The organism is Geminocystis sp. CENA526 (genome assembly GCF_050753365.1).
Lineage (GTDB): Bacteria > Cyanobacteriota > Cyanobacteriia > Cyanobacteriales > Cyanobacteriaceae > Geminocystis.
In genome coordinates, this window is the sequence record NZ_JBLZFY010000107.1 from 1 (window position 1) to 13,019 (window position 13,019).

15 protein-coding genes and 1 tRNA gene are annotated in these 13,019 nt (G+C 34.3%); 5 read left to right on the plus strand and 11 right to left on the minus strand.

All coding sequences use genetic code 11. From position 1 onward, the window contains the following. Positions 1-134 precede the first annotated feature (134 nt). The 7 genes from sir to ACN4EE_RS19290 form a co-directional block, all read right to left on the minus strand. Positions 135-2,063, minus strand: coding sequence for a sulfite reductase, ferredoxin dependent (gene sir / locus ACN4EE_RS19260; RefSeq protein ID WP_431708124.1), 1,929 nt, complete (start codon positions 2,061-2,063; stop codon positions 135-137). 342 nt (positions 2,064-2,405) lie between these two features. Beyond that, positions 2,406-3,212: an SWIM zinc finger family protein gene (locus ACN4EE_RS19265; protein WP_431708111.1), complete on the minus strand. Its 807-nt coding sequence runs from the start codon at positions 3,210-3,212 to the stop codon at positions 2,406-2,408. A 148-nt stretch (positions 3,213-3,360) separates the two neighbouring features. Beyond that, positions 3,361-3,891, minus strand: a complete 531-nt coding sequence (locus tag ACN4EE_RS19270; RefSeq protein WP_431708112.1) for a DUF2808 domain-containing protein — start codon at positions 3,889-3,891, stop codon at positions 3,361-3,363. Positions 3,892-4,267: 376 nt separating this feature from the next. Continuing rightward, positions 4,268-4,717, minus strand: coding sequence for a type II 3-dehydroquinate dehydratase (gene aroQ, locus ACN4EE_RS19275; RefSeq protein ID WP_431708113.1), 450 nt, complete (start codon positions 4,715-4,717; stop codon positions 4,268-4,270). A 35-nt stretch (positions 4,718-4,752) separates the two neighbouring features. Then, positions 4,753-4,887, minus strand: coding sequence for a hypothetical protein (locus tag ACN4EE_RS19280; protein ID WP_017293517.1), 135 nt, complete (start codon positions 4,885-4,887; stop codon positions 4,753-4,755). Positions 4,888-5,018: 131 nt separating this feature from the next. Then, positions 5,019-5,714, minus strand: a complete 696-nt coding sequence (rpe, locus tag ACN4EE_RS19285; protein ID WP_431708114.1) for a ribulose-phosphate 3-epimerase — start codon at positions 5,712-5,714, stop codon at positions 5,019-5,021. 113 nt (positions 5,715-5,827) lie between these two features. Further along, complete coding sequence (locus ACN4EE_RS19290) at positions 5,828-6,106, minus strand: DUF2470 domain-containing protein (protein ID WP_431708115.1); 279 nt, start codon at positions 6,104-6,106, stop codon at positions 5,828-5,830. Positions 6,107-6,141: 35 nt separating this feature from the next. Here ACN4EE_RS19290 and ACN4EE_RS19295 point away from each other — a divergent pair, with 35 nt between their 5' ends. Then, entirely contained in the window at positions 6,142-6,861 is a 720-nt protein-coding gene (locus ACN4EE_RS19295) for an RNA methyltransferase (protein ID WP_431708116.1), read from the plus strand. A 1-nt stretch (position 6,862) separates the two neighbouring features. Here the strand turns inward: ACN4EE_RS19295 and ACN4EE_RS19300 are convergent. Beyond that, a tRNA-Pro gene (locus tag ACN4EE_RS19300) sits at positions 6,863-6,936 on the minus strand. A gap of 137 nt (positions 6,937-7,073) precedes the next feature. Here ACN4EE_RS19300 and ACN4EE_RS19305 point away from each other — a divergent pair. Continuing rightward, entirely contained in the window at positions 7,074-7,787 is a 714-nt protein-coding gene (locus ACN4EE_RS19305; protein ID WP_431708117.1) for an SIMPL domain-containing protein, read from the plus strand. 175 nt (positions 7,788-7,962) lie between these two features. Here ACN4EE_RS19305 and ACN4EE_RS19310 read toward each other — a convergent pair whose 3' ends face one another. Beyond that, positions 7,963-8,721 (minus strand): sulfite exporter TauE/SafE family protein, encoded by a 759-nt coding sequence (locus tag ACN4EE_RS19310; RefSeq protein WP_431708118.1) that lies wholly within the window; start codon positions 8,719-8,721, stop codon positions 7,963-7,965. A 193-nt stretch (positions 8,722-8,914) separates the two neighbouring features. Here ACN4EE_RS19310 and ACN4EE_RS19315 point away from each other — a divergent pair, with 193 nt between their 5' ends. Then, positions 8,915-9,424: a DM13 domain-containing protein gene (locus ACN4EE_RS19315; RefSeq protein WP_431708119.1), complete on the plus strand. Its 510-nt coding sequence runs from the start codon at positions 8,915-8,917 to the stop codon at positions 9,422-9,424. Positions 9,425-9,680: 256 nt separating this feature from the next. Beyond that, positions 9,681-10,244: a Uma2 family endonuclease gene (locus tag ACN4EE_RS19320; RefSeq protein WP_431708120.1), complete on the plus strand. Its 564-nt coding sequence runs from the start codon at positions 9,681-9,683 to the stop codon at positions 10,242-10,244. Between the two features lie 59 nt (positions 10,245-10,303). Here ACN4EE_RS19320 and ACN4EE_RS19325 read toward each other — a convergent pair whose 3' ends face one another. Then, positions 10,304-10,909 (minus strand): Uma2 family endonuclease, encoded by a 606-nt coding sequence (locus ACN4EE_RS19325; RefSeq protein ID WP_431708121.1) that lies wholly within the window; start codon positions 10,907-10,909, stop codon positions 10,304-10,306. Positions 10,910-11,189: 280 nt separating this feature from the next. Between ACN4EE_RS19325 and ACN4EE_RS19330 the strand changes: the two genes are divergently transcribed. Then, positions 11,190-12,521, plus strand: coding sequence for a hemolysin family protein (locus ACN4EE_RS19330; protein ID WP_431708122.1), 1,332 nt, complete (start codon positions 11,190-11,192; stop codon positions 12,519-12,521). A 47-nt stretch (positions 12,522-12,568) separates the two neighbouring features. On the opposite strand, the gene ACN4EE_RS19335 is transcribed toward ACN4EE_RS19330, so the two are convergent. After that, positions 12,569-13,019 (minus strand): zinc ribbon domain-containing protein (locus ACN4EE_RS19335; RefSeq protein ID WP_431708123.1); only part of this gene is annotated, 451 nt, incomplete at its 5' end.

Genomic DNA, 13,019 nt, shown 5'->3' on the forward strand with positions numbered 1-13,019 from the left:
TGGAAAAGAGAGAGGGGGGGGAGGGGGGAGAGGGGGAAGAAAATGCTGTAAAATCTTCATTAAAACTCTTTACGGGCATAATATATTATGCCCCTACAAACCAATTAAAAATCTTTTTTGAAGAAGTCTAATGATTATTTTTTGCCAAAATATGTCTCTAAGGCTTCCGCTACGATTTGATTCATCGGTTTGTTTTGTTTTTTGGAAGTGGTTTTCAGTTTTTGATACCAGTCTTCATTAACACTAACACGATGTTCGTTACGTTTTTTGCGAGATTTTTTCGCCTTAGAAGTCACAGCTTTTTTAGGTTGATACTTATCCGCAAAAGCGCGCAAGGCATCAAAGCCCACTCGATGACAAAATTGCCCAAAAGTCTCGTTATTTTGCTTCTTATCTCGGAAAAAGACAAATAAAGGCTCTAAAAACTTCTCTAACTCATTAATATTCAGTTTATCGACATAAACCTGTGCTAAACGAGTTTGATTAGGGCATCCTCCCAACCAAATTTGATAGACATTGGGAGAGTCTCCCACAAAACCTAATTCTGCCATATAAGGACGCGCACAACCATTAGGACATCCTGTCATGCGAATTACGATGTTTTCGTCTGGTATGCCCAATTTAGCTAATAAACTGTCAATTCTTTCGAGAATACTAGGTAAAATTCTTTCTGATTCTGTGGTAGCTAATCCGCAGGTTGGAAGGGCAGGACAAGCCATAGAATAACGGGTAAGATGATTAACATTATCGGGGTTAATTTCTACGCCATGATCAACTAAAATTTTACTAATATCTTCTTGCCATTGAGGCTCAATTTCGTAAAGAATAATATTATGATTAGCGGTTAAACGGGTAGGTAATTCATACTTAGCAATGACTTTTTTCAATGCTTCTTTTAACTGAAAATTACCTTCATTTTTGACTCTCCCGTTTTCGACAGAAATCCCAATAAATAGTTTACCATCTCCTTGTTCATGCCATCCTAAATAGTCTTCATATTTCCATTCTGGTAACTTTTTAAAAGGCTCTACTTTTTTGCCGAAATATTCTTCTAATTTAGCGGTAAATTTTTCTACTCCCCAATCGTTGATTAAGTATTTCATCCGCGCATGACGACGGTTAACTCGATCTCCGTAATCTCGTTGTGTAGCAACCACTGCTTTGACTAAATCAAAAACATCCTCTTTTGCTACATAACCAATCTCATCAGCACTACGAGCGAAGGTTTCTTCTTTACGATGGGTGCGCCCTAATCCGCCTCCTGCAAGAATATTAAATCCTTGTAATTTACCTTTTTTATCGACAATAACCACTAAACTGAGATCATGGGTATAAATATCGATCGAATTATCACCGGGTACAGTAACGGAACATTTAAACTTACGAGGCATATAATGAGTACCATAGATAGGCTCTTCGGAATCATCAAAATTAGTACCATTAAGGTTTTTTTGACGATAGGCTTTCACTTCTGGTGCTTCTTCGGCGGTAATCGCTTTTTCCCCGTCTAACCAAATTTCGTAATATGCGCCCGTTTGAGGGGTGAGTAAATCAGCGATTTTGTCGGCGTATTCCCAAGCATATTGATAATCAGGGCGGTTTTTATAGGGGGCTGGAGGTGCCATAACGTTACGGTTTAAATCTCCACAAGCGCCCAAAGTCGAACCCATACTCTTAACGATACTACTAATAACCGTCTTGAGATTTTTTTTAAGAATACCGTGAATTTGATAACCCTGTCTGGTGGTAACTCTCAATGTCTGATTACCGTATTCTTCCGAGAGATTTTCAAGGGTAAGGTAAAGTTGAGGAGGAATAAAACCACCGGGGCTACGGGTGCGCAACATGAATTGATAGTCTTTTTCTTGTCCTTTGACTCGATTATCACGGTTATCTTGTTGATAAGAGCCATGAAATTTTAAGATTTGAATACCATCTTCACTAAAATGGGTGGTATCTTGTTGTAATTCTGTCGCAATAGGTTCTCTTAAAAAGTTACTACGCTCTTTTAAATTCTCTACTTTGGAAGGTTTTTTGGGAGTCGTCACACTAGCTGTCATTATTTTCTCTTGACTTAATTTTTATTCGTTCTTCTATTCTACTGCGATCGCACTCTTCTGGACAAAACATTAATTTTTTTCTCAAATCCCTTGCTTTTTCTTGACAAAAATGTTATATTGTTAGATAATAGGGATATGTTTACTTTTCACAAAAATGTCAATATTAACATTATGATATATACTATTATGACACATTAGTCAAAAAAAGTAAAGGTAAAAAACAAAATTTTTTGACTAATTAGGGTTTGCTGAATAAATCAGAATTAAGAATTAACAACTATTCATTATTCATTATTCATTATTCATTATTACTTATCTTCATCACTCATATTTTTTCAGCACCTTCTAATTAACCGTCATCACTTCTTTTGGTACGGTGTTATATACTTGAGTTAAATATTGCATCACTGTTTGAGAATCGTTATAGGGTAGTGGAATATCTCCTAATACGTCCAGAATGTTTTTATTTTCGATCGAGGGTACAATCACCACTAAGGATGAATCTAAGGCTTCTTCATACTCCCAAAAATTATCGATCGACAAAGGTGCAGAAGTTTTGTTAACATTAGCTTTACGTTTCGGAGGAGACTTTATTTTTCCTAAAACTTCGGGTTGTAAAGGTTTCCCTGATAATTGATGACTACGAGCAACTCTTAAAGCCTCTAAAATTTGTTCTTTATTTCTACCCCTTAATTGAAAGATTATAAACGGGTCTTCACTAAATCGATCGCCCAACTGATAATATATCGCCGCAATATGCTTACAAGGATTAGCTTTATCAGGGCAAGTACAACGAGATTTGACATCGGTTAAATTAAAGGGAAACAGACTTAAACCATTTTTGATAAATACCTGCTCAATTTCTGACGGCATATCCCCCACTAATAATTGTGCCGCTAAAATAGCTTTTTCAGACATGGTAGTAATTACATATCCCCAATCTTCATCAGAAAAGGCATCTAAGGATAAAGTGACTCGATAAGGCTTTTCTTCTGTGCCTTGTACATTTGCCACTAATTGAGATTGTTTAAACTCGATATTTAAAATATTACCTTCTCTGGCGTAATTACGTCCTCTTTCTAATCTTTTTTTATAGCGATAAGAGTCTAATAATTCTAGCCATTTTTCTACCCACCATTGTCGATTAATCATATTGCCAACTAAAAATTATCGTTATATGATATTAACAAAAAAAGGGTTAAAACCCCACAAGGGTTGAATATTATCCAACCCCTACTAATAAAAAACATTTAATTTTGTTGGGTTTCGTATCATCAACCCAACCTACAAAATCTCATACCTAATTAATACTGACAATCCATGTACCAACATTTAATCTTAAGGGTACTTGTCCGGGGGTTAAAATTTGTGCCTGAAAATAAAATGTTCCGCCGTTATCAGGATTTCTAACGTTAGAAAACACTAATTCCACTCGATTACTTTCTAATAAGGGTTCTTCTAAATCAATTTCAATGATACGACTTTCTTGATCCCAAACTACTTCTCTGATAGGTAATCTTTGGTCTTTTACTCTCACTTCGATCGAATTTATGTCAAAAGTACCTCTATAATGTTCGGGATAGGTGATAAAAAATTTCGAGACTCCCTGAGTTAATTTTTTCCCCGGTATTCTGAGACGATAGCGATCCCAACCTCTTGATTTTCCACCAAAGTCTAAATGATAGTTTAATATATCCTGTCGATCGACCCCACTAAAAAGAGTTAATCCGGGGTTACTTTGCGCTAAAACTAAATTAGGTAAACCAGTAACTAAAGAACTGGTAATGGCTAAAGTCGCCCAAAAAGACTTATTGATTTTAAATAAATTCATAATGATTTAATATAAATAATTAATTTTATCGATTCTTACTTTAACAAACTAAACCCCTAGATGGAGGAAATAACAATTTTGTTCCCTTCTTGATGAACTTGTGAACAATCAAACAGTAAATAATTCTGGATAGATTAGTATTTTGTGAACTTATTTATAACTATTAGACATCTTCAAAAATACAGGCAAGATGCCTGTTCTACGGTGGTAAAACAATAAATACAGTAAAAGTTTACTAGAAATTATTGTGAAAAATTTTAACACGATCGATGGAAACTTGTGGACAATGCCCACCCTACTTATTACCTAAGTTCAATTTTTTTTCACTCTTGCCTCTTGCCTTTTGCCTCTTGCCTCCCTTCATCAAAACACTTTTTCATAAGACTTTATTTAATTCTGTGACTAAGGCTTGTAATCCTAACCGATAACTTTCAGCACCAAAACCGCTTATTTGTCCGATGGCGATCGAGGCTATATAGGAATGATGACGGAATTCCTCCCGACGATAAATATTACTAAGATGAACTTCCACTACAGGAATAGCCACCCCTGCTAAAGCATCTCGGATGGCTACACTTGTGTGGGTATAAGCACCAGCATTGATTAAAATGCCTTGATGATGATTCAAAGCGTTATGGATTGAATCGACTAAAACTCCTTCGTGATTAGATTGTACACAAAAAAGACGGACATTTAATTTTTTGGCTTCGTCCTCTAACATCTTGTTAATATCTTCTAGGGTAAGATGTCCATAGATAGTAGGTTCTCTTTTACCTAAAAGATTAAGATTAGGACCATTTAATACTAGAATGCTAAACTTGGACAAGGAAAAAACTCTCTACAATGATGATTAAAATAAGTTTAATATCGAGTGCGATCCCTCACTGGAATAGGAATTAATTCGGGTTCGGGTTCAGATTGTGGTCCTAGTAAAGCCTCAATTAATTTTTGAGTCCACTCCTTTAGTTTTTCAATCACTTTCTCTATTTGATCCATTAATAAAGAAGACTCCTATAACACTTTTTTTGTTTCTAAAACCATCATAACCTTTACTTTTTGTAAATGCAACTATTAAGATCGATCGAACAAATATTTCAGAATGGTGGGCAATGCCCACCCTACAGTAATTAGGCTGTGACTAACTGTTTCTCAGGACGTTTGCTGTTACGAATTGAGGTAATTGCCTCAGCATAATCAGGTGCATTAAATACTGCGGAACCCGCTACGATGGCATTAGCACCTGCTTCAAGTACTTGCCATGTATTATTAGCTTTTAAACCGCCGTCAACTTCAATCCAAGGGTCTAAGCCTCTTTCATCACACATTTGACGTAAAGCTCTGATTTTAGGTACTACGGTAGGAATGAAACTTTGTCCACCAAAACCGGGGTTAACACTCATAATCAAGACTAAATCACAAACATCGATGACATAATCAATTAATTCTAAGGGAGTAGAAGGATTCAAAACTACGCCCGATAATTTACCTAACTCACGAATTTGGCACAAGGTGCGGTGTAAGTGAGGAGAAGCGTTATGTTCAGCGTGAACGGAAATAATATCAGCTCCAGCTTTGGCAAAATCCGCTACATATTTTTCGGGTTCAACGATCATTAAATGAACGTCTAAAGGTTTTTTGGTATAAGGACGAATTGCCTGTACAATTAAAGGACCAATGGTGATATTGGGTACAAAACGACCATCCATTACGTCCACATGAATCCAGTCTGCCCCTGCTTCATCAACGGCTTTGATTTCTTCCCCTAAACGACTAAAATCGGCGGAAAGAATCGAAGGGGAGATAACAACTTCTTTATTACTCATGGTGATTATAAATAAAAATTAATGTAACAAATCTTTAAATTTACTTTAGTTTATCAGGATTTGGTTCTATTACTATTTTTTTCCCTGAGATAATATTGTCAAGATTGCTTAATTTATGACAATGATTGAGCTTGTTTCATCATTTCTACAAGAGTTGTATGAGCGTCTTTGGCATCGTTTAAGGTATGATCAAATTCAATTCTCAGGGGTTTTTCTTCTTGGTTATCTACCGCAATATACATTCCTTGAGCATCGATCGAGATCATTGTAGCAGTTTCAAGGTGGTCAATTTTACCGTAATATTGAGCATATAGTTTCACAGCGTCTTGGTGATCTTTGTTCATGTGTTTACAAATGCGATCGCTGATAGCTTGAGTAATGGTTTCTGTCATAGTAGTTTTAGTTAAAAGTTTTTATTTATTATAAAATGTGTCAGGTCAAAATAATTTTAGTTGAACCAGCAGGGGAAAGAAATATAGGTTCGATCGCACGAGTTATGCGTAATATGGCATTAAATCGATTAACTATCGTTAAGCCCCGTTGTGATCATTTGTCCGAATCTGCTAGAATTATGGCGGTTCATGGGGTGGAAGTGTTAGAAAAAGCTGAGATTGTGGATTCTTTACCCCAAGCCTTACAGGGGTGTAAAAGATCGATCGCAACCACTTCACGACAAAGAGACATACACACAGTTTTTGAAACTCCTCGTCAAGCAATACCTTGGTTAAAAGCCGAAAATATTACATCAGCCCTAATTTTTGGTCCTGAAGACAGGGGATTAAGTAATCAGGAATTGAGTTATGCCCAGCGCTTCATTTGCATTCCCTCTAATCCAGAATATCCATCTCTAAATTTGGCTCAAGCTGTAGGTGTTTGTGCTTATGAATTATATCAAGTCTCTCAAGAGTCGGTGATTCAAGAAGGTTCATCAGTGCAAGATTTAGCTAATATAGAAGAATTAGAGGGCTATTATCAACATTTAGAATCTTTATTATTGAGGGTAAATTATTTGTATCCTCATACAGCCCCCAAAAAAATGGAAAAATTGCGCCGTATTGTTAATCGTGCTAATCTCACCAGTCAAGAATTGGCAATGATTAGAGGTATTTTAAGACAAGTGGAATGGTCGATCGAAAATAATCCTTAAATCGGGATGACAGGATTTGAACCTGCGACATCCTGCTCCCAAAGCAGGCGCGCTACCAAGCTGCGCTACATCCCGTTGATTTTACCTTATCCATGATAACCTAATTAATATTATTGTGCAAGAAAACAATTATCAGGTGAAAAACTTAAATCAATTTCATTAATAGAAAAATTGAGATAAATTATAGAAAAGATTATATCAATATGAACAAAATGAACAAATTGTTGCTTTCCATCGGTTCGATCGTATATATTAGTTTCGCTTTCATATTACCACTCCCCGTTTTAGCCCAACAACAAATTGTGAAAACCATTACCGTTACAGGCAAAGGCACACAAAGAATACCTGCTACCGTTGCCAATATACAATTAGGAGTAGAAATCGAAGGCAAAAACGCCTCTGAAATTCAAGAAGAAGTAGCTAAACGTACAACTTCTTTAGTGGAATTATTAAAATCTAATAATGTCGAAAAGTTACAAACTACTGGCATTAGACTACAACCTAATTATAACTATAATAATAATCAAAGACAGTTAACTGGTTATACTGCTACTAATTTAGTTAGTTTTCAGTTGCCGATCGATCGAGTGGGTAGTTTATTAGATAATAGCGTGAAAGTAGGAGCAACCCGCATCGATAATGTGAGCTTAACGGCGGAAGAAAACGCCATTGCCGAAGCCCAAAAACAAGCATTAGTGTTTGCAAGTCGGGATGCACAACAACAAGCTCAAGCGGTGTTAAATGCCTTAAACTTAACAGCACAAGAAATCATTACTATTAATGTCAACGGTGCAAATGTACCTATTCCTATTGCAAGGGAAGCCATGAGCGATAAACTAGCTTCTCCTATGGCTATGGCTAGTACTCCTGTCATCGGTGGAGAACAAGAAGTAACTGCTTTTGTAACTTTACAAATTCGTTATTAAAAAACAATACTTTCGCCAAAATCCAAAATGAATAATCATTTGTGAGAAATAATAGGTGATAAGAAACATCTCTTAAAACCAAGAATTAGACTAAACACTTTGATTTATCAGTATTTCACCTGAAACCTTACACCTCCAATAAACAACTAATTCTATTTTTGCGTAACATCAGCTACTAAGTTAACCACTGTAGAATATTTCTTACGGCTAAAATAACGACGGTGATGATAAAAATTCTTCTCAACCACAGATTACTCAATTTTAAAGCAAATTTTGCTCCCAACATCGCTCCAAAAAACATCGTTATCCCCAAAATTATCCCTAGTTGAAAATCAACTAATCCCTTTGTCATAAAAATTAGGGTAGCAATCAAAGAAGAAAAAATATTCAATACTTTAGTGACTGCCACAGCCTCCACAAACGTCATATTCAGAAAAGAAACAAAGACGGCGGTTAAAGTCGTAACGTAACCACCACTGAAGAAACCGCCATAAATTCCTAAAAGAAATGTTAAACCATAACCGATTTTCATGGCAGTAGGGGAGACTTTTTCTTTTTTCTCTATTCCTTTATTACGATTAGTGATAGAAAAAATTAACACCGCAATCATAAAAATAGAAATCAATAACGGCATGGTGTTAGAAGGGATAATTAAGACTAATAATGCACCTAAAATTGAGCCTATAACCGTTAAAATCGTTAATAAAATAATATCTTTTCTTTGTTTGAGGGTATCTCCTTTAAGAAACGGAATTGTGCCACCAATACTCATAAAAATTAGGGCAAACATATTAGTTGCGATCGCACTGGCAGGGGAAATACCAAACTCTAGCATAACAGGAACGGTAATCAGAGAATTACTACCTGTTACTACGCCAATGAAGCTCGTAAACAGAAAGATAGCGATGAGAAAAATTAATTGAGTTGTTGTCAAAATCTCAGATGTTAGTTTTTATAAAATTTTGTCTTTATTGTAAATCAACCTAGAACTATTTTAAAATAATTCTTAAAACAATTAAAAATAATTAAAAAGTTTTTAAAACAATTTTTTTCTTTTTTTGTCGTTAAGTAAATTATCTGAAATTACTGCTAACCTGAAGAAAAATATCCTTAATGAGTAAAGTATCATGAGACATATTACTATTTTTGCCCTTTCTATCCTACCCGTACTTATTAATGCCACATTACTTGATGTTAAGGCAATATCAACTCACGAGTTATTATGGTCAAAAGAATTGACTACACAACAACCATCTTATGATTCCATAAATAATGCTCCACAATTAGTTGTCATGAAGAGGGCAATATTCGTTTCTGGAGAACATCCTACCAGTGGTAGTGTGTCGATCATCACAGAAAAAAACAACAAATATATCGAATTTGGAGAGGATTTTAAAACAGATTCTGGCCCCGATCTTTTTGTAATTCTACATAAGAACAAAGATGTAATTAGTACAACTAAAGCCCCAACACACAGTATTAAAGAAGGAGATTATATTATCTTAGAAGCCTTAAAAACAACAAAAGGAAAACAACGCTATCAAATTCCTTCAGGAGTAAAGTTAGAAGATTATAAGTCTGTGGCGATTTGGTGTCGTCGATTTAACGCCACTTTTGGCGCGGCAACACTTCCTTAATCTCCTGATTTGTTCAATCAATCAATTTTTTTCAGAACTTATATAATCATAACGAAATTATGTCATTCAAAAGCCATAGCGAAGGAATCTCAAAGCCTTGATTTTTCGTCCAAGTGCGTAAATACTATAACTCTAATTTTCAACCTAATTTTATAAGACAACTCAGAAATTAATGAATCTGTGGCAACCATTTTGAGAAGAACTGTTTTTAATAAAGGCAATATAATAATTAAAGTTCTAACTTGAGGTAAAAATTGTGACTACTACCATAACTAAACTAAAATGGAATACTTCTGATTTAGATTTATTACCAGAAAATAATAATCGTTATGAAATTATCGATGGAGAATTAGAAATGACTCGATCGCCCCATTGGAAACATCAAAATACCGAAGGAAAAATTTATTTGGCATTACAAAATTGGTCAGAAAAAACAGGGTTAGGAAAAGCTATTATTAATCCAGGTATTATTTTTAGTGATAACGATAATGTGATTCCTGATGTTATTTGGATTAGTCAAGAAAAGTTAAATTTATGTATAGATAATAGTGGTCATTTCACTTGCGCTCCCGAATTAATTGTTGAGGTATTATCGGAAAGTTTAAGTGATATTCGCAGAGATAAAGAAAGCAAATTAAAATTATATTCTAATCAGGGTGTACAAGAATATTGGATTGCGGATTGGCGTTTACAAAAGTTAGAAATTTATCGCAGAAATCAGGGTAAATTAGAATTAGTAATGAGTTTATTAAATGAGGATCAAATTACATCCCCTTTATTACCTAATTTTATTTGTCAAATCGATCGATTTTTTTCATAAAAAGTTATCTCCTTACTCCTGTCTTTTTCCTTCTCCCAAAAAAAACTATGGGGGAAATTCTAACTATCTTCAAATTTCACTTGCTCATAAATATCGCTGATTTTTAACGATAATTTTAAAGATTCTAAAGATATAGTTTCTTCCTGTGTCTCATATTCCGTTAGTAACCATTGTCCTTGATTATTTTTACTAAACTGTTCGATTTTACAACTATATTGATCAATTAAAATATATTCTTGTAACTCAGGAATCGATCGATAATAACTAAATTTAGTTCCTCGATCGTAATCTTGTGTTGAGACAGACAATACTTCTATAACTAGCAACGGATTTGTAATATTAGTATTCCCTTTGTGATAAATTGGCTCACCACTAATCACCATGACATCAGGATAAGTATATTGATTATTACGAGGTATCCATAAGCGTACATCACTAATAAAAACTCTATATTTTTGTCCTTTCAGAGCTATTTTGAGATAGGTACATAAATTTGTGACTATTTCATTATGATTAATTGTTCCTCCAGCCATGGCAATAATTTCTCCATTTCTATATTCATGTTTATACTCAGCTTTTTCTTCTAAGGCAAGATATTCTTCGGGAGTATAGGTTTTTTTTTCCGTAATCGATCGCTCTTGTGGCTTAACAATTATAGCTGTCATAATTTTTTAGGAAATTGCATTAAATTTTTACTTATTGATTTATTGATTTTAACAAAAATATTTTATAAGTACTTAATCAATGGTATAGATACCAGACTTATTAATGTATTTTTTCAATTATGATAAGTTTGATTTAAAATACTCTCAATCAATGGCATATGGTAGATATTTTTTTCCCTAAAAAATGTCATAATAATACCGACTAATGATTGAATCAAAATCTTATTATCCGTTAATATAAATGACTTTATGGTTTTTCCGATTTTTTTGAGGAATTTTAATGAGTTGGCAGACAATATTATTTAGAGTATCCGCAATTATTCTTTTAATCGCTATCAATGCTTTTTTTGTCACCGCAGAATTTGCTATCGTTTCCGTGAGAAAATCGAGAATTGATCATTTAGTCATTGATGGAGATATACCTGCTCAAAGTGTACAATCATTACAAAAAAGTTTAGATCGTCTTTTATCTAGTACCCAATTAGGTATTACTTTATCTAGTTTAGCATTGGGTTGGATTGGAGAAGATGCTATGGCGATGTCGATACAGCATTTAATTTCTTCATTGCCTTTTCCTCCTGATTTTATTAATCCTATCAGTCACACCGTTTCTATACCCATTGCTTTTTTATCTTTAGTATATTTGCAAATAGTTTTAGGAGAATTGTGTCCGAAATCTTTAGCGTTATTGTATCCTGAACAGTTAGCTCGTTTTTTAGCTCCTCCTGTTAGTGTTATTGGTAAGATATTTAAGCCTTTTATCGATATTCTTAATCAATCCACTCGTTTTTTATTGAAGTTATTTGGGGTAGAATATACAGGGCAAGGTTGGTATAAACAAGTTACTCCCGAAGAATTGCAGTTAATCATCAAAACTGAGAGGGATTCATCGGGATTAGAAGCGGAAGAAAGGGAATTATTGAGTAACGTTTTTGAGTTTGGAGACGTGGAGGCTTTGGAGGTAATGACTCCCCGTGTTGATATTAAAGCCTTAAGTTTATCCTCTACTTATCAAGATTTATGGTTAGAAATTTCTGAAACTAAACATTCTCGTTACCCTGTCATTGGAGATTCTTTAGACGATATTCGAGGCATTATTGATTTTAAAGATTGTGTCAATATTTTTAATGATAATTCTTTTGATAGTTCGATCGAACCTTTAGTGAAACCCGTGCGTTTTTTACCAGAATCTACATATTTAAGTGAATTGTTGACTATAATGCAACAGTCTCGTTTGAAAATGGTGATTATTGTGGATGAATATGGAGGCACATCGGGATTAGTCACCATGCAGGATTTAATCAACGAAATTTTAGGGGGAGACGAAAGCCTATCGGAGGATGACAATTTTCACATTACCGTTATCGATGAGCAGAATTTTTTAATACCTGCGCAAATAAATGTAGAAGAATTAAACGATTTATTAGACTTTAATTTACCCTTAATCGACGAGTATCAAACTTTAGGAGGGTTTTTAGTCTATCATTGGCAAAAAATTCCTAAACCCCATGAAGTCTTTAATTTTGATCATTATCAATTTACGGTAACAGAAATGGATGGTCCTCGTATAATTAGAATAAAAATTACCCGTGAACTACCAACACTAACCTAGTACAGATAGGTTTAAACCCAATATTTATTATAAATTTATATAAAAATCTAACAAATATCGTGTGCTTCGGCACTATCTAGCCGACCTTTCCATGGGGAAAGGGTTTTAAAGGCAATGTTAATCGCCCCATTCCAATCTCGTAATACTTTGTGACCACAATGAGGGCATTTAAAGATTTTATTACTGCCTAATTTTTGATGAATTTCCCCACATTTAGAGCAGGTTTTGGAAGTATATTCTTCGGTTATTAAGTGAAGTCTTACTCCTCTTTTTTCACAGTGAAATTTAATAGTTTGTTCAAATCGATAATGACTCCAAGTCATCATACTTCTAGCTGTTTTGCTATTTAATTTCCGCTTTGTTTTGTTGACCATCTGACTACTTTCAAAAGTAGGAATGAAAATATCAGTATAATTTTTGCTTAAGAAACAGGCGGTTTTTTTATGGCATTCATCTATAAGATTTCTGATTTTTACTCTTATTCTTTCGGCTTTTTTT

Excerpts from the sequence above, each read along its gene's own strand:
- ACN4EE_RS19265 (WP_431708111.1), bottom strand. The coding sequence starts at position 3,212 with ATGATTAATCGACAATGGTGGGTAGAAAAATGGCTAGAATTATTAGAC.
- ACN4EE_RS19270 (WP_431708112.1), bottom strand. The coding sequence starts at position 3,891 with ATGAATTTATTTAAAATCAATAAGTCTTTTTGGGCGACTTTAGCCATT.
- ACN4EE_RS19280 (WP_017293517.1), bottom strand. The coding sequence starts at position 4,887 with ATGGATCAAATAGAGAAAGTGATTGAAAAACTAAAGGAGTGGACTCAA.
- rpe (WP_431708114.1), bottom strand. The coding sequence starts at position 5,714 with ATGAGTAATAAAGAAGTTGTTATCTCCCCTTCGATTCTTTCCGCCGAT.
- ACN4EE_RS19290 (WP_431708115.1), bottom strand. The coding sequence starts at position 6,106 with ATGACAGAAACCATTACTCAAGCTATCAGCGATCGCATTTGTAAACAC.
- ACN4EE_RS19295 (WP_431708116.1), top strand. The coding sequence starts at position 6,142 with ATGTGTCAGGTCAAAATAATTTTAGTTGAACCAGCAGGGGAAAGAAAT.
- ACN4EE_RS19305 (WP_431708117.1), top strand. The coding sequence starts at position 7,074 with ATGAACAAATTGTTGCTTTCCATCGGTTCGATCGTATATATTAGTTTC.
- ACN4EE_RS19315 (WP_431708119.1), top strand. The coding sequence starts at position 8,915 with ATGAGACATATTACTATTTTTGCCCTTTCTATCCTACCCGTACTTATT.
- ACN4EE_RS19325 (WP_431708121.1), bottom strand. The coding sequence starts at position 10,909 with ATGACAGCTATAATTGTTAAGCCACAAGAGCGATCGATTACGGAAAAA.
- ACN4EE_RS19330 (WP_431708122.1), top strand. The coding sequence starts at position 11,190 with ATGAGTTGGCAGACAATATTATTTAGAGTATCCGCAATTATTCTTTTA.